This window comes from Halorubrum coriense DSM 10284, from assembly GCF_000337035.1.
GTDB classification, from domain to species: domain Archaea; phylum Halobacteriota; class Halobacteria; order Halobacteriales; family Haloferacaceae; genus Halorubrum; species Halorubrum coriense.
On record NZ_AOJL01000046.1, the window covers coordinates 1 to 15,953 of the forward strand.

17 protein-coding genes are annotated in these 15,953 nt (G+C 71.4%); 6 read left to right on the forward strand and 11 right to left on the reverse strand.

Features of this window, described 5'->3' with window-relative positions:
• The 3 genes from C464_RS11285 to sucC all read right to left on the reverse strand — a co-directional run.
• Positions 1 to 1,615, reverse strand: a 1,615-nt coding sequence (locus C464_RS11285; RefSeq protein WP_006113829.1) for a response regulator, incomplete at its 3' end; no start/stop codon positions are given.
• 105 nt (positions 1,616 to 1,720) lie between these two features.
• Positions 1,721 to 2,590: a succinate--CoA ligase subunit alpha gene (gene sucD / locus C464_RS11290; protein ID WP_006113830.1), complete on the reverse strand. Its 870-nt coding sequence runs from the start codon at positions 2,588 to 2,590 to the stop codon at positions 1,721 to 1,723.
• On the reverse strand, positions 2,587 to 3,732 hold the full coding sequence (gene sucC, locus C464_RS11295) for an ADP-forming succinate--CoA ligase subunit beta (RefSeq protein WP_006113831.1): 1,146 nt from the start codon (positions 3,730 to 3,732) through the stop codon (positions 2,587 to 2,589). Before sucC ends, sucD begins: the two co-directional genes overlap by 4 nt.
• Before the next feature lie 163 nt (positions 3,733 to 3,895).
• Between sucC and C464_RS11300 the strand changes: the two genes are divergently transcribed.
• Positions 3,896 to 4,279 carry an ACT domain-containing protein gene (locus C464_RS11300; RefSeq protein ID WP_006113832.1) on the forward strand — a complete coding sequence of 128 codons (384 nt, stop codon included), beginning with the start codon at positions 3,896 to 3,898 and terminating at the stop codon, positions 4,277 to 4,279.
• Between the two features lie 117 nt (positions 4,280 to 4,396).
• A complete protein-coding gene (locus C464_RS19250; RefSeq protein WP_006113833.1) occupies positions 4,397 to 4,552 on the forward strand; it encodes a hypothetical protein in 156 nt (51 codons plus the stop codon).
• A gap of 45 nt (positions 4,553 to 4,597) precedes the next feature.
• On the opposite strand, the gene C464_RS11305 is transcribed toward C464_RS19250, so the two are convergent.
• Positions 4,598 to 5,215 (reverse strand): class I SAM-dependent methyltransferase, encoded by a 618-nt coding sequence (locus C464_RS11305; RefSeq protein WP_049911095.1) that lies wholly within the window; start codon positions 5,213 to 5,215, stop codon positions 4,598 to 4,600.
• A 149-nt stretch (positions 5,216 to 5,364) separates the two neighbouring features.
• A complete protein-coding gene (locus C464_RS11310) occupies positions 5,365 to 6,774 on the reverse strand; it encodes a class II fumarate hydratase (RefSeq protein ID WP_006113835.1) in 1,410 nt (469 codons plus the stop codon).
• Between the two features lie 281 nt (positions 6,775 to 7,055).
• Here C464_RS11310 and C464_RS11315 point away from each other — a divergent pair, with 281 nt between their 5' ends.
• Positions 7,056 to 7,637, forward strand: coding sequence for a hypothetical protein (locus C464_RS11315; protein WP_006113836.1), 582 nt, complete (start codon positions 7,056 to 7,058; stop codon positions 7,635 to 7,637).
• 15 nt (positions 7,638 to 7,652) lie between these two features.
• Here C464_RS11315 and C464_RS11320 read toward each other — a convergent pair whose 3' ends face one another.
• From C464_RS11320 to C464_RS11330, 3 genes are all read right to left on the reverse strand, one after another.
• On the reverse strand, positions 7,653 to 8,183 hold the full coding sequence (locus C464_RS11320; RefSeq protein ID WP_006113837.1) for a hypothetical protein: 531 nt from the start codon (positions 8,181 to 8,183) through the stop codon (positions 7,653 to 7,655).
• A 38-nt stretch (positions 8,184 to 8,221) separates the two neighbouring features.
• Entirely contained in the window at positions 8,222 to 8,545 is a 324-nt protein-coding gene (locus tag C464_RS11325; protein ID WP_006113838.1) for a BolA family protein, read from the reverse strand.
• 90 nt (positions 8,546 to 8,635) lie between these two features.
• Positions 8,636 to 9,574 (reverse strand): DUF1028 domain-containing protein, encoded by a 939-nt coding sequence (locus C464_RS11330; RefSeq protein WP_006113839.1) that lies wholly within the window; start codon positions 9,572 to 9,574, stop codon positions 8,636 to 8,638.
• 86 nt (positions 9,575 to 9,660) lie between these two features.
• Between C464_RS11330 and C464_RS11335 the strand changes: the two genes are divergently transcribed.
• Entirely contained in the window at positions 9,661 to 10,302 is a 642-nt protein-coding gene (locus C464_RS11335; RefSeq protein WP_006113840.1) for a nucleotide exchange factor GrpE, read from the forward strand.
• Between the two features lie 12 nt (positions 10,303 to 10,314).
• Here the strand turns inward: C464_RS11335 and surE are convergent, their stop codons facing one another.
• Positions 10,315 to 11,109 (reverse strand): 5'/3'-nucleotidase SurE, encoded by a 795-nt coding sequence (gene surE, locus C464_RS11340; RefSeq protein ID WP_006113841.1) that lies wholly within the window; start codon positions 11,107 to 11,109, stop codon positions 10,315 to 10,317.
• 110 nt (positions 11,110 to 11,219) lie between these two features.
• On the opposite strand from surE, the gene C464_RS11345 reads away from it, so the two are divergent.
• Positions 11,220 to 11,540: a DUF5798 family protein gene (locus tag C464_RS11345; protein WP_006113842.1), complete on the forward strand. Its 321-nt coding sequence runs from the start codon at positions 11,220 to 11,222 to the stop codon at positions 11,538 to 11,540.
• 58 nt (positions 11,541 to 11,598) lie between these two features.
• Here the strand turns inward: C464_RS11345 and C464_RS11350 are convergent, their stop codons facing one another.
• Entirely contained in the window at positions 11,599 to 12,147 is a 549-nt protein-coding gene (locus C464_RS11350; protein ID WP_006113843.1) for an acyltransferase, read from the reverse strand.
• A gap of 63 nt (positions 12,148 to 12,210) precedes the next feature.
• On the reverse strand, positions 12,211 to 13,494 hold the full coding sequence (gene purD, locus C464_RS11355; RefSeq protein WP_006113844.1) for a phosphoribosylamine--glycine ligase: 1,284 nt from the start codon (positions 13,492 to 13,494) through the stop codon (positions 12,211 to 12,213).
• A 141-nt stretch (positions 13,495 to 13,635) separates the two neighbouring features.
• On the opposite strand from purD, the gene C464_RS11360 reads away from it, so the two are divergent.
• Complete coding sequence (locus tag C464_RS11360) at positions 13,636 to 15,873, forward strand: thioredoxin domain-containing protein (protein WP_006113845.1); 2,238 nt, start codon at positions 13,636 to 13,638, stop codon at positions 15,871 to 15,873.
• Positions 15,874 to 15,953: the final 80 nt, after the last annotated feature.

Sequence of the window (15,953 nt, forward strand, 5' to 3'; positions counted from 1 at the left end):
GTCGCTCGCCGAACGCCTCGGTCGCCTCCCGGCTGATCGCCGTCGGACGGAGGCGGTTCGCCGACGGGTCGTACAGCCGGACGCCGCTGTTCGGAAACTCGAGGGTGTCTATCGCGGCACGGGCCGCCACCGCGGCGACGTCCTCGCGGTTCTCGCCGCCGAACATCTCCCGCGTCGTCGCGTGGAGCTTCCTGAGTGTCTGTTGGACGCGCTTCTGCTCGTCGATGTCGGCGTAGATGGAGTAGACGACCGATTCCTCCGGCTGGACGACGGGGATGGCGTGGAGGATGAAGTTGCGCAGCCCGTCGGTCGTCCGGCGGCGCACTTCGAGCCTGATCGGTTCGTCCTCCCGAATGAGCGTCTCGTGGTCGAACTGCTCGGTCTCCGGCGGGATGACCGCGTCGGCGACCTCGTCGTACGTCGACTCCGCGGCGTCGTAGCCGAACGTCTCCGCGAAGGCGTCGTTGGTGTCCGTCAGGCGCTTCGCGCCGTCCCCGTCGATGACGGTGCTCGCCATCGGCAGCGGGAGGTTGTCGTACAGCGCCGCGAGGCGGTCCCGCTCGCTCCGCAGCTCCGTCTCCGTCCGGATCCGGTCGATCGCGTTCGCGGCGTGCGACGCGATGAGTTCGGCGAACTCGACGTCGCCGGCGTCGAAGGCGGCGTAGCCGTTCGAGACGGCCTGGAACACCCCGTACGGTCCGATCGGCACGCTGATCGCGGACCGGACGTCGTCGGACACCGGGTCCGCCACCTCCGCCGTGTCGAGGGGCTCCGGACCGCCGACCCGGTCGTGGTCGGGCCCGCGGCGGCCCGAGTCCGCCGAGTCGACCGGACCCTCCAGTTCGTCCGGGTCCGCCGGATCGACGCTGAGGTTGTCCACGACGACGGTCCGCTGCTCCCGCGCCGTGTATCCGACCACGCCCTCGTCGAGGTCGAACGTGCGTATCTCGTCGGTCGAGACGCTCTCCGACCGGACCACCGGAACGAGTCGGTCGCCGCGCCGCCGGGCGACGACGCAGCGGTCGAACTCCAGTATCTCTTCGGCGACGTCGATGACGCGGTCGAACACGGTCGGAACGTCCTCGACGTCCGCGAGTCCGGTCGCGAACCGGTGGATGCCGGTGATCTGGTCGTTCACCTCGCGGAGGTCGCGCTCCGCCCGCCGCCGGCCGAGCGCGTTCGCGACGCTGTTGGCGAGCATCTCGTAGCGGTCCCGTCCCGCGCCCTTCTGGAGGTAGTCCGTGACGCCGGCCGAGATGGCCTCGCTCGCTATCTCCTCGCTCCCCTTGCCGGTGAACAGGACGAACGGGACGTCGGGGTCCACCCCGCGGACCGAGTCGAGGAACTCCAGCCCGTTGTGGCCCGGCATGTCGAAGTCGCTGACGACGCAGTCGATCGACCCCCCGCGGACGACGTCGAGCGCCTCGTCGGGGGAGAGCCGCGTGACCGGTTCGACGCCGTCGAGCAGCCGCTCGACGTGGGTCGCGGCGAGGTCGGCCGCCCCGGGTTCGTCGTCGACGAACAGGACGCGAGTCGCGGTGTCGCCGGTCGGTCCCGACCGCTCGGAAGCCTCCGAGTCGGAGCGAGGCGACGGGTCGTCGGGACCTGTGTTCATAAGCGGAGGTTGCGCCACCCGTAACTTTAGCTTTCGCTCTGACTACCGGGATTGAAAACTAGAGCCGCCGGCGGCGCGCCCGGGAGCCGGGCGGTCGAGGGGCGTCTACAGGAAGTCCTCGACGTGGTCGGCGACCTCCTCCGGCGTGTCGCCGACGGGGACGCCCGCCTCGTTGAGCGCGTCGATCTTCGACTGCGCCGTGCCCGTGCCGGAGCCGGAGACGATGGCGCCCGCGTGGCCCATGCGTTTGCCCGGCGGGGCCGTGCGCCCGGCGATGAACCCGGCGACCGGCGTGTCCATGTGCTCGCCGATGAACTTCGCGGCCTGTTCCTCGTCTTCGCCGCCGATCTCGCCGCACATCACGACGGCGTCGGTGTCGGTGTCGGCCTCGAACGCTTCGAGGGCGTCGACGAAGGAGGTGCCGATGATCGGGTCGCCGCCGATGCCGATGGCGGTCGACTGGCCGAGCCCGCGCTCGGTGAGGTTGTCGACGACCTGGTAGGTGAGCGTGCCGGAGCGGGAGACGAGCCCGACGTTGCCCCCGGAGAAGATGTTGCCGGGAAGGATGCCGAGCTTCGCCTCGCCGGGCGTGATGATCCCGGGGCAGTTCGGCCCGATGAGGCGGGTGTCGGTCTCGTCCAGCCGCTTGTTCACCTTCGCCATGTCCTGCGTCGGGATCCCCTCGGTGATCGCGACCGCGAGGTCGAGGTCGGTGTCGAGCGACTCGAAGATCGCGTCGGCGGCGAACGCCGGCGGTACGAAGATGACGGAGGCGTCAGCGTCCTCCGCCTCGACGGCCTCGTCGACGGTGTCGTACACCGGGACGCCGTCGACCTCCTGCCCGCCCTTGCCGGGCACCGCGCCGGCGACGACGTTCGTGCCGTACTCGATCATCTGGCCGGCGTGGAACTTCCCCTCCCCGCCGGTGATCCCCTGGACCACCACTCTGGTGTCGTCGTCGACGAAAATGCTCATTGAGTCACCTCTTCGGCGTTCTTCACCGCGCGCTGGACCGCGTCCTCCAGCGTCTTCTCGACCTCGACGAGGTCGGTGTTCAGAATTTCCATCCCCTCCTCGGCGTTCGTGCCGGCGAGCCGGACGACCACCTTCTTGGGGATCTCGTCGAACCCTTCGAGGGCCTCGTTGATCCCCTTGGCGACCTCGTCGCCGCGGGTGATCCCGCCGAAGATATTGAAGACGACGGCGTCGACGTTGTCGTCGGAGAACACCATGTCGAGCGCCTGCGTGACGCGCTCGGCCTTGGCCCCGCCGCCGATGTCGAGGAAGTTCGCGGGCGCGCCGCCGTAGTAGTCCACGAGGTCGAGCGTCGTCATCACGAGCCCGGCACCGTTGCCGATGATGCCGACGTTCCCGGAGAGGCGGACGTAGTCGAAGCCGTACTCGCCGGCCTTGCGTTCGAGGTCGTCCTCGTAGGACGCCTCGGCCATGTCCGCGAGGTCGGGCTGGCGGAACAGCGCGTCCTCGTCGATGTTCATCACGGCGTCCGCGGCGACCACGTCGCGGTCGCCCGTGATCATCACGGGGTTGACCTCGATCTCGGAGGCGTCGTTCTCCTCGTAGAGGTCGTACAGCGTCGAGAGGATCGACGCCACGTCGAGCGCCACGTCGGCGTCGACGCCCGCCTCGTAGACGACCTTCCGGGCCTGGTACGGGTGGAGGCCGAATGCGGGGTCGACGTGCTCGCGCGCGATCGCGTCGGGGTTCGACTCGGCGACCTCCTCGATGTTCACGCCGCCCTCGGTCGACACCATCAGGACCGGCTTCCCCTCGCCGCGGTCCATCGTGACGCCGACGTACAGCTCGTCGACGAAGTCGACGCCGGCCTCGACGAGGACCTGGTCGACGGTGTACCCCTTCAGATCCATCCCGAGGATCTCGTCGGCGTACCGCTCGGCCTCCTCGCGGTCGGTCGCGATCTTGATCCCGCCGGCCTTGCCGCGGCCCCCCACGTGGACCTGCGCCTTGATCGCGGCCGGGTAGCCGATCTCGTCGACGGCGTCGAGCGCTTCGTCGACGCTCGTCGCGAGCCGGGAGTCCGGAACCGGGATCCCGGCGTCGGCGAAGAGAGACTTCGCTTGATATTCGTGAAGTTTCATCCGTGTGGGATCGGTACCGACACCGGCTTAAATGGTTCCGATTCGGCGCGAACCGCGGTCGCGACGGGATCCGAACCGGGGCCGAAACGAGGCCTAAATCGGGGGACTGCGGCGACGACGCCGGCCGGCGCGCCTTTTTGCCCGTCCGGCGTCTGCGGACCGCATGGATCCCGCCGAGTTCCTCGAGGACGGGACCGTCAGCGTCTCCGAGGAGACGTACGCGGTCTGCCGGACCGACGGCGACCGCCCCGACGCGTTCGCGACGGTCCGGGAGGCGAACGAGACGACGGTCGTGGTCGAGCAGGGCCGAGTCGACGCGGTCGCGGCCGACGCGGTCGAACACGGGTGGAAGCGGCTCACCTTCGAGATGGAGCTCCCCTTCGAGCTCGTGGGGTTCCTGGCGGCCGTCGCGACGGCGCTCGCCGAGGTCGACGTCTCGGTGTTCGTCGTCTCGTCGTACGCGACGGACCACGTGTTCGTCAAAGAGAGAGACCTCTCGGCCGCGGTTCGGCGACTGAAGTCGCTGGACTGTGAGGTCGGCGACTGAGAGCGGCGGTGAGGCGTTCTCGATCGCTCGGCGGACGGGCCGGGTCGAACTGCGTCGCTCGCCCCGGCATCCATTTCCCGCTCGGACGGATAGAACGGTCAGGAGTTCGATTTCGGCATGATTCCACCTATCGTTCGTTGGTGCCCCGAGTGCGGCGCCAGCGACTGGAGCCGCCGCTTCGCGGTCGTCGTCGACGCGAGCGGGCGCCGGCTCGTCGAGTGTCCGGAGTGCGGCCACCGGTTCGAGCCGCTCGACAACCCGCTTCTCAACTGACCCGCGGCGACGCACGGCCGGTGGGTTTCCGCCGACGGCGACGACTCACAGCCGCCTGACGCCCACGAAGTAAGCGGGGTTACGGCTCCGGCGTCGTTCGAATGCGGTCCGGAACGCGAACGCGACCTCCCACCCCCCGGCGTTCCCGAACCGGGTCCGTACTTCCTCCGGCGAAAGTCCGTATATCGCGCCGTCGGCCCGCCGAGCGTCACCGAGGACGCAGTAGAGGCCCCCGGGGCGAACGACGTCGGCGAGGCTCTCGACGAACCGGTCGCGCTCGCGGTCGCCGAGGATGTGAAACATCGCGGAGTCGACGACGGTTCGAAAGGACAGGTCGGCCGCGCGGAGCCGAGAGAGGGCCAGCGCGTCCCAGACGAGGAACTGGGCGGAGATCCGCCGCCAGCGCGCCTTCTCCGTGGCCTGCCGTATCGCCAGCGGCGAGAGGTCGACGCCGAGGACGTCGTGCCCGTGCCGCGCGAGGAACAGCGACAGCTCTCCCGTCCCGCAGCCGACGTCGAGGACGGGACTTCGAACGAGGCCGGCGTCGAGAAGGTCGACGAACGCCCGCTGTGGCCGCCCGATGTCCCAGTTCGGAACCCCCGCGTACGCCGCGTCGTACACGTGAGTGATGGGCGGCTCACTGGGGTACGGCCGACCGCTCATCCGTCACCCCGCCGACCGCTCGCGTTCGCGCGGCGCGTCGCCGTGACGTTCACGGAGACGATGTCGGCAGCCGGACCAATCAGTGTACCGAGAGACGGGGCGTCAGCGCGGACGGCGGCGTCGCCCCGTCCGCACAGGTCGCTCTCGCGTCAGTCCTCGTCGCCGAGGATGACGCGGTGGGTCATCGCCTCGGGATCGAGCACCTCGTCGGCCTCCGCCTCGGTGAGGTAGCCGGCCTCGACCGCGGCCTCCCGGACGCTCTTCCCTTCCTTCAGCGCGGTCTTCGCGACCTTACTGGCCTTGTCGTAGCCGATGGCGGGGTTCAGCGCGGTCGCCAGCGCCATCGACTGCTCGACGCGCTCGCGCGCGAACTCCTCGTTCGCCTCCAGCTTCCCGACGAAGCGCTCGCCGAACGTCTCGGCGACGTTCGAGAGCAGCGCCGCGGATTCGAGGAAGTTGTGCGCGATGACCGGTTTATAGAGGTTCAGGTCGATCTCGCCGCGGGCCGCGCCCGCGGAGACGGCGGCGTCGTTGCCGACGACCTGCTTGTGGACCTGGTTGACCGACTCCGCGACGACCGGGTTGATCTTGCCGGGCATGATCGAGGAGCCGGGCTGGTTCTCCGGCTGTTCGACCTCGCCGAGCCCGTTACGGGGGCCGGAGGCGAGCAGCCGCAGGTCGTTGGCCATCTTGTTGAGGCTGCCGGCGATCGTCTTGAGCGCGCCGTGGCCCTCCGCCATCGCGTCGTGGGCGGCCTGCGCCTCGAAGTGGTTCTCCGCCTCGCGGAACTCCGTCCCGGTCTCGTCGGAGATGTACTCCGCGGCGAGTTCGGGGAACTCGGGGTGGGTGTTGAGTCCGGTCCCGACCGCGGTGCCGCCGAGGGCGAGCTCGCGGAGGTTCGACTGGACGCCCTCGGCGCGCTCGATGCCCTTCGCCACCTGCGTCCGGTAGCCGCCGAACTCCTGGCCGAGCCGGATCGGCGTGGCGTCTTGGAGGTGCGTCCGCCCCGTCTTGACGACGCCGTCGAACTCCGTCTCCTTGGCTTCGAGCTCGGCGTGGAGCGTCTCCAGCGCCGGCACGAGGTCCTTCTCGACGGCCTCCAGCGCGGCGACGTGCATCGCAGTCGGGATCACGTCGTTCGACGACTGCCCGTAGTTGACGTGGTCGTTCGGGTGGACGACGCGGTCGCCGATCTCCGCGCCGGCGATCTCGGCGGCGCGGTTGGCGATCACCTCGTTGGCGTTCATGTTCGAGGAGGTGCCGGAGCCGGTCTGGAACACGTCGACCGGGAACTGGTCGTCGTGCTCGCCCGCGATCACCTCGTCGGCGGCGGCGACGATCGCCTCCGCGGTGTCGTCCTCGACGAGGCCGAGGTCGCGGTTCGCCTGCGCGGCCGCCTTCTTGACGACGCCGAGCGCGCGGATGAACCGTCGACTCATCGGGATCCCCGAGACGGGGAAGTTCTCGACGGCGCGCTGGGTCTGCGCGCCCCAGTAGGCGTCCGCCGGCACCTGCATCTCGCCGAGGCTGTCCTCCTCCGTGCGGTAGTCGTCTCCCATGGCTCGGCCTTCCCGCGAGACGCTGTAAAAGGTACTGGAAGGCGTCACACGCGCAAAATCGTGCGATGCGGTAGCAATACTGTCGGTGCTGATACGCGCGGCTTCGAGGAGCGTCCGACGACTCGCTCGGCGGAGCGACCGCCGGCTTGAAATCGATCTTCCGCCTCTTTTCAGCGGTATCGGGGGCTCTCTGGAGTGATTTTAATTCGACTGAAACCGAGTCAACTCGGCGCGACGGCGTTCCCGTTATATGTCGGTCCGCCGGCAACGGCCGAGCGCCTATGATCTCGAACGACTCAGCGATCGGAGACGCGCTCGACCGCGACACCGTCCGGTCGGCGAGCAAGCTGCTGATCGGCGCGCTGGCGGTCGTCGGCGTGCTCTCGGTCGCGACGCTGCTCCCGGGGGCGGACCGGCTCGTCCCGTTCGCGCCGGTGACGTTCGCCGCGGTCGCGACGGGCGTCGTCGCGCTCGCGGTGTCGGGCGTCCTCCTGTACGCCGCGCCCAAGTTCGCGGAGCTAACGCGGCTGGCGCTCGACGGAACCGACGCCGAGGCGGACGCGCGGCCGGACCGGATCGCCGAGAACGCCGGCGGGATGGCCTACTGGCTCGTCGTCTTCGGGGCGGTCCTCGTCGCGTACCGCGGGCTCGCGGGCGCGGCGGTTCCCCTGCTGAACGACGCCGCGTGGGCGTACGACGCCGGGTTCCTGTTCGTCGCGCTCGCCCCCGTCGTGTTCCTCGTCGCCCGCCTGACGGTGACCGTCGACCCGCTGGCCGAACTGGTCGCCGACCGCGTCGCGGGCGAGGCGTCCGCGGAGGGTGGCGGCGAGTCGGCCGCGACCGACGGCCGAGACGACGGCTGACCGCGGGGGAGCGCGTCAGTCCCCCTCGAACAGGAACGGGAGCGCCACGAGCGCCCCGTTGAGTCCGAACACGCCCAGCACGGCCAACCCGAGCGGCGGGTCCTCGCCCGGGTAGGTGGCCAACAGCGCGAGGGACCCGATTCCGAGCGCGGCCAGTCCGACGGTCAGCGCGGCGTCCGCCCAGCGGTTCCACGCGTCGTCGAGCGCGGGGTCGAGCCGCGCGAGCCACCAGTCCGGGTCGGACTCCGCGGCGCGGTCTGCCCGGTCGGTCCACGGCGCGTCGTCGCCGGTCTCGTCGAGCCACGCGTCCCCCTCGGCGGTCGGTCCGCGGTCGTCGCCGCGACCCGGCTCACCTCGCCCCAGCAGCTGCCGGACTCCCGAGGGACCGACGGCCGCGAGCAGCGTGGCGACCGCGACGGCGGCGAGTCCGCCGAGGACGGTCGGCGCGGTGACGCGCGCTCGGAGGGCGAGGAAGAGCGCGGCGAACGCGAGGAGCGAGACGGCGGCCGCGGTTCCGCGGAGGGCGCGGGCGATGGCGGAGCGCATCTGTGTGGAGGGATCCGCGAGGGGTCGGAGCGCGGGCGTCAGGCCTCGTCGATCGGGAGCAGCCCGGCCTCGCGGAGTTCGCCGGCGAGCGCGCCGTCGCCGTGTTCCGCGTACGCTTCGGGCGTGTACGTCTTGATCTCCAGCGCGTGGACCGAGCGCGTCATGTGGTCGCCGACCGCGTCGTACACGCGCTGGTGCTGGTCGACGAGCGACTCGCCCTCGAAGGCCGGGGAGACGACGACCGCCGCGAAGTGGGCGTCCTCGGCCTCGTCGTTGTGGATCCGGGGCGCGGTCACGTCCGCGACCGCGTCGGGGAGGTGCTCCTCGATGAGGTCTGCGACCGCGTCGGGTTCGATGGTCATGGGCCCGCTCGGTAGCGGACGGGCAAAAGTCGACCGGCCACGCTCGGCGCGAGCCGGCCCGGGGCGACGGAGACGGTCCGCGGGCCGCCGCTACACCCGGTCGAGCCGCGAGAGCCCGCGCCAGATCGCGTCGATCAGCCGCGGTTCGGGATCGGCGTCCGGGTCCGTCTCGTCCCAGCCCCTCGCAACGGCGTCCTCCAGCACCGGGAGCGAGTGGTTCTCGAAGTTGTTCATCCCGCGGAACGACTCCAGGGCGTCCCGGGCGTCGTCGCCGAAGTCGGGGGTCGGCTCGCCCTCGTAGAAGCCGAGGTCCGCGAGCGCCGCCTCGACGGCGACCGCCGCGTCGCCGGTCAGTTCCTGCGTCTCCGCGGGCGCTTCGCGTTCGAGGAGCGTCACGTCGTAGATCTTGAACACGCGCTCCAGCTCGTCGATCGGCCGCTCGTGGTCGTCGACGCGCACGTCGACCCAGCGGTCGTTCCGTCCGTCGTAGCCGCCCTCGGGCTTCGCGACGTACAGCGCCGCCGCCTGCTCGCCCCGCCTGTCGCCGCCGGCCTCGTTGCCCGCGTGGAGCGCGGCTATCAGCCGCTCCGGGAGCCCCCCGTCTGTCTCCTCGAACGCCGCGGCCATCGCGTCGAGGGTGTCGGCGTTCTCCAAGATGTTGCCCTGGACCGTGTAGTGGTCGCCCCGTCGGTCGCCGGCGTGGTCGTGGCACTCGTCACCGGTGAACGCCGCGGGCGGCTCGTCGGGGTCGACGCCGACGATTCCCACCTGTCGCGACGGGGCCTCGTCGTCCGCCGCGGTAAGCCGGTCGATCGCCTCGGCGGGCGCGTGGCCCTCGCGCAGCAGGTCGAGCCCGTCGGGGCCGTACGCAACGTTCGCGAAGCTCTGCGTGGCGACCGCGCCCGCGTCGGCGCTGACGAACGGGACCACGGAGCCGACGCCGACGAACTTCGACTGGACCGCCACGCCGACCGCGCCCGTCTCCGGGTCGCGGGCGGCGATCGAGAAGGTCGATGGTCGAGGTGGCATGCGGGAACGACCGTCGGTCGCCGCGATCATAAATCCGCCCGTCCCGGTTCTGAACGCTTATCCCCGCCGACCGACTTCGATCGGGTATGAGTGACGACGACGCCGTCGATGTCGAGTCCCCCGACGACGCCGAGGGCGACGCGGCGAGAGCGAACGGCACGGCGGAGGCGACCGCCGAGGGCGAGCCCGGCGAGGGCGAGGCGCTGGCCGCGGCCGTCGCCGAACACGACGAGGCGCTCGCGAGAGCGGTCGCGGCGCTGGAGGCGGACCTCGCCGAGGCCCGCGAGGAGCTCCGCGAGCGCGACGAGGAGGTCGAGGAGCTGACGAGCAAGCTCGCCCGCGTGAAGGCGGACTTCAGCAACTACAAGCAGCGCGCGAAGCGGAAGCAGGAGGACATCCGCGAGCGCGCCTCCGAGGCGCTCGTCGAGCGGCTCACCCCGGTCCGCAACGACCTGCTGCGCGCGCTCGACCAAGACGAGGGAAGCGACCTCCGCCCCGGCGTCGAGTCGACGTTAGAGAAGTTCGACGACGTGCTCGCCGACGAGGGCGTCGAGTCGATCGACCCGGAGCCGGGCGAGGAGGTCGACCCCGCGCGCCATCAGGTGATGCTCCGCGTCGACAGCGACCGCCCCGAGGGGACGGTCCACGAGGTGTACGAGCCCGGCTACGAGATGGGCGACCGCGTGCTGAGCGAGGCGAAGGTGACGGTCAGCGGCGACGGCGAGTAGCGCGACCGCTTCTCACGACCGGAGCGCCGCCTCGTAGGCGTCGATCAGGTCGTCGACCCCGGCGTCCGGCTCGGCCGCGTGCGGTACGGACAGCGGCGAGACCGACACCTCGCCGTCGACGACGGCGCGTCGGTCGGTCCCCACCGAGTCCGGCACGTCGTCCTCGTTCATCCGGCCCCAGATCGGGTCGGAGAACCCGACCCGACCGTCGCCGTTCCGCTCCGCTCGCAGCCCGTACCACGTCGACGGCGTCGTGACGCGGAGCGGCGCGCGGTCCGCGTCCGCGATCGGCGCGTTGACGTTGAGGTAGTCCGCGCGGTCGAACACGCCCGCCTCGACCGCCTCGTCGACGAGGAACCGGGTCGCGCGGGCCGCGTGCGCGAAGTCCGGCCCCTCGAACTCGCGTTTCCACCAGTCGTCGCCCCCGGGCACGTACATCGAGGTCGCCACCGCGGGCACGTCGAAGAACGACGCCTCGACCGCCGCGGAGACGGTCCCCGACCGGCCCAGCGTGTACGCCCCGAGGTTCGCGCCCTCGTTACAGCCCGCGACGACCGCGTCCGCCTCGGGGACGAGCTCGTCGAGCCCCGCGACGACGCAGTCGACCGGCGTACCGTCGACGACGTACCCGAGGTCGTGCGCTTCGACGGCGACGTCCTCGGAGAGCAAGCGGCCCACGGACGACTGGTCGTCCGCCGGCGCGACGACGGTCACCGCGTACTCGGCCGCGAGGGCGTCGTAGAGCGCGCGCAGTCCCGCGGCGTCGACGCCGTCGTCGTTGGTCAAGAGGATCCGGTCGACGCTCATACCCGTATCAGGGGCGAGTCGGGCAAAAGTCCACCGTCGACCGGAGCGAATCGCCGAGTGAATTCGGATCGAACGGAAAAGCACACGTATCGCCGGGCCGACCGGTCGGTATGGGATTCGGGGACACCGCCAAGAAGATCCAGACGCTCGCCGACCGCGCCGAGCGGACGTACAAGAAGATCAGCGAACTGCGCGACGAGGTTGACGAGACGCAGGAGACCGTCGTCGACACCTCCCGGCGCGTGAAGACGCTCGAAAACGAGATGGCCGAGCAGCGGGCCGTCCTCGACGCCGTCGCCGAGGAGGTCGGCGTCGATCTGGAGCGCGTGAGCACCGAGGCGCACATCGCCGACGCGGAGGAGGGAGGAGCCGCGAGCGACGGCGGCGACGCGGACGCCGGGGAGGGCGACACGGACGACGACGCCGCGTAACTCGACGCCGCGTAGTCGCCGCGGTCAGTCGTCGCTCGCCGCCGCGTAGTCGCCGCGGTCAGTCGTCGCTCGCCGCCGCGTCCGTCCGCGAGACGACCTCGGCCGGGACCCCCGCGACGGTCGCGCCCGGCGGGACGTCCTCCGCGACGAGCGAGTTCGCGGCGACGCGCGCGCCCTCCCCGACCGTGACGCCCGGGAGGACTATCGCCCCCGCGCCGATCATCGCCTGTTCCTCGACGACCACGTCGCCGAGCCGGTACTCCTCGTGGAGGAACTCGTGGCACAGCAGCGTGGCGTCGTACCCGATGATCGCGTCGTTGCCGACGCGGATCCGCTCGGGCCAGAACACGTCCGGCGTCGACTCCAGCCCCCACGCGACGCCCTCCCCGACCGTGACGCCGATCCGCCGGAGCAGCCGGTTCTTCAGCCGGAGGCTCGGACAGATCCGCGCGAGGACGATCGCGACGTAGTTGCGGACGACCGCGAGCGGCGACTTCGCGTCCGGCCACGACCACAGCGAGTTGCGGGTTCCCGGGGTCGGAAACCGGTCGAGGCGGTCGCTTCGGGACGGGTCCTCGCGCGTCGCGGCCGCGTCGTCGTCTGTCACGTCACGCCGTTCGAACGGGGAGGATAAAAGGGTCGCTCCGGACCGCCGACCGACGGGACCGGATCAGTCCCGCAGTTCGTCCATGTGGTCGATCCGGCGCTGAACGAGGTCGGCCGTACCGATGTCGTGGCGGATGCGGACGCGGTCGCCCGCGGCGGCCAGCGCGTCCTCGGCCTGCGCCTCGGCCGCGGCGATCGAGTCGCCGCGGCCGACGACGGCGAACGCCCGCGACGTGGTGGTGTACAGCCCGCCGTCGCGCTCGTCGACGCTGGCGTAGTAGAGGAGCGCGTCGCCCGCGCTCTCCTCGTCGACCGCGATCGCCGCCCCGGCGTCGGGGTCGGTGGGGTAGCCGTCGGGCACCGCGTACTTACAGACGGTCGCCTCCCCCGAGAACGCGAGTTCGGGGAGCGGTTCTCCGTCGCGCGCGGCGGCGAGCACGTCGACGAACGGCGTGTCGAGGACGGGGAGCGCGTTCATCGCCTCCGGGTCGCCGAAGCGGGCGTTGAACTCGACGACCTTCGGGCCCTCGTCGGTGAGCATGAACTGCCCGTAGAGGACGCCCTTGTAGTCGGGGAGCGCGTCGACGACGGCCTCCAGCACGTCGACCGCGGCGTCGTAGTCGCCCTCGGCCATGAACGGGAGCGAGAGACCGGTGTCGGTGTACGATCCCATCCCGCCGGTGTTCGGCCCCTCGTCGCCCTCGTAGGCGCGCTTGTGGTCCTGGACCGCGGGTGTCGTCCGCACGTCGCCGTTCGCGACGAACGCCTGAACCGTGAACTCCTCGCCGACGAGCCGCTCCTCGAGGACGACGCGGTCGTAGTCGGAGTCCCGGAGGTACGCCTTTGCCTCCTCGGCGGTCACCTGATCGCCGATCACCTTCACGCCCTTGCCGCCGGTGAGCCCGGCCGGCTTGACCGCGAGGTCGCCGTCGTAGGCGTCGATGTGCTCGCAGGCCGCCTCGGTGTCGTCGAACACGGCGTAGTCCGGGCAGCCGGGGATCGCGTTCCGCTCCATGAACTCCCGCTGATACGCCTTGTCCGTCTCCAAGCGGGCCTCCGCCGCACGCGGACCGAAGGCGTAGACGCCGGCGTCGTCCAGGGCGTCCGCGACGCCGGCCTCCAGCGCGGACTCCGGGCCGATGACGGCCAAGTCGGCGTCGACCGCGGTCGCGTACTCGGCGACCGCCTCGGCGTCGGTCTCGTCGATCGACTCGAACCCGTCCGCGAGCCGCCGGACGCCCGGGTTCCGGACGCTCGCGCAGGCGTACAGCGCGCAGTCGTCCGCCACCGCCCGAGCGATCGCGTGTTCGCGGCCGCCGCCTCCCACCAGCAGCACGGTCTCCGTCATGCCCGACGGGTGACCGCACGGTAGTGTAAACCTTACTCTCTACGCGACTAGATGTGTGCGCGTTCGTGGATACTTTCGTCCCGAGCGGCGGCGCTCGGCGCGGCCCGGACGCCTTTTGTCGCGCCGGGCCGAACCAGGGCCATGTCACAGCCGACCGAGCGGAACCGCCTCGACGGGGAGGCGAGTCCCTACCTCCGACAGCACGCGGACAACCCCGTCAACTGGCAGCCGTGGGGCGACGAGGCGTTCGAGCGCGCCCGCGAGCACGACGTGCCGGTGTTCGTCTCCATCGGCTACTCCTCGTGTCACTGGTGTCACGTCATGGCCGAGGAGAGCTTCGAGGACGAGTCGGTCGCGGCCGTCGTGAACGACTCGTTCGTCCCGATCAAGGTCGACCGCGAGGAGCGCCCCGACGTCGACAGCACGTTCATGACCGTCTGCCAGCTCGTCACCGGCGGGGGCGGCTGGCCGCTCTCGGCGTGGTGTACGCCCGAGGGGAAGCCGTTCTACGTCGGGACCTACTTCCCGCCCGAGCCGCGGCGGAACCAGCCCGGGTTCCGCGGCCTCTGTGAACGGATCGCCGACTCGTGGAGCGACCCCGAGCAGCGCGAGGAGATGAAGCGGCGCGCCGACCAGTGGACCCAGAGCGCGCGCGACGAACTGGAGTCGGTGCCGACGCCCGCCGAGGGCGACGCGTCGCCGCCCGGCTCCGACCTGCTCGACACGGCCGCCGCCGCGGCGCTGCGCGGCTACGACGAGGAGTACGGCGGCTTCGGGAGCGGCGGCGCGAAGTTCCCGATGCCGGGCCGGATCGACCTCCTCATGCGCGCGTACGCCGGCCGCGGCCGCGACGCGCTCCTGTCTGCCGCCACGGGGACCCTCGACGGGATGGCCGACGGCGGGATGTACGACCAGGTCGGCGGGGGGTTCCACCGCTACGCGGTCGACCGTCAGTGGACCGTCCCCCACTTCGAGAAGATGCTGTACGACAACGCCGAACTGCCGATGGCCTACCTCGACGGCTACCGGCTCACCGGCGACCCGAGGTACGCCCGCGTCGCGAGCGAGTCGCTGGCGTTCCTCGACCGCGAGCTCCGCCACGAGGGCGGCGGGTTCTTCAGCACGCTCGACGCGCGGAGCCGCCGGCCAGCGAGCCGCGGAAGCGACTCGGAGGCGGACGAGGAGGCGGACGTCGACGCGGGGAACGTCGGGGGAGACGACGTCGAGGGGGCGTTCTACGTCTGGACGCCCGAGGAGGTGGACGCGGTCCTCGACGAGCCGGCGGCGTCGCTGGCGAAGGATCGCTACGGGATCCGGTCCGGGGGCAACTTCGAGCGCGGCACGACCGTCCCGACGATAGCCGCGTCGGTCGAGGGGCTGGCCGCGGACCGCGACCTGTCGCCCGAGGCGGTCCGCGAGACGCTCGTCGAGGCGCGCACGGCGCTGTTCGACGCCCGCGAGTCGCGGCCGCGGCCCGCCCGCGACGAGAAGGTGCTGGCCTCGTGGAACGGGCGGGCGATATCCGCGTTCGCGAGAGCCGGTGATTCTCTCGGCGAACCGTACGCCGAGATCGCCCGCGAGGCGCTCGATTTCTGCCGCGAGCGGCTCTACGACGCCGACGCCGACGCGGGCGCGCTCGCCCGCCGCTGGCTCGACGGCGACGTGCGGGGGCCGGGCTACCTCGACGACTACGCGTTCCTCGCGCGCGGCGCGCTCGACACCTACGCCGCGACCGGCGACCCGGAGCCGCTCGGGTTCGCGCTCGACCTGGCCGGCGCGCTCGTCGAGGAGTTCTACGACGCCGACGACGGCACGATCTACTTCACGCGGGACCTCGACGACGGGACGGCCGACGACCGCGCCGACGCCGGCCCCCTCATCGCGCGGCCGCAGGAGTTCACCGACCGGTCGACGCCGTCGAGCCTCGGCGTCGCGGCCGAGACGCTCGCGCTCCTCGACGGCTTCCGGGCCGACGGGGAGTTCCGGGAGATCGCGGAGCGCGTCGTGACGACCCACGGGGACCGGATCCGCGGGAGCCCGCTCGAACACGCCTCGCTCGTGCGGGCCGCGGACCTCGTCGAGACCGGCGGGATCGAGGTGACGATCGCCGCTGCCGAGGTCCCGCGCGAGTGGCGCGAGACGCTCGGCGAGCGGTACCTGCCCGGGGCCCTCGTCGCGCCCCGGCCGCTCACCGAGACGGGACTCGACGAGTGGCTCGACCGCCTCGGCATGGCCGAGGCCCCCCCGATCTGGGCGGACCGCGACGCGACCGACGGCGAGCCGACCGCCTACGTCTGCGAGGGGTTCACCTGTTCGCCGCCGCGCACGGACCTCGACGCCGCGCTGGAGTGGTTGGAGACGCGGGAGCCGTCGGAGTGACGGCGACGCCTCGCACCCTCGCGACTCCCGCCGGTCCCGGCCGGTTAGCCGCGTCGTAATTAAATATCCCCGTCACCTCG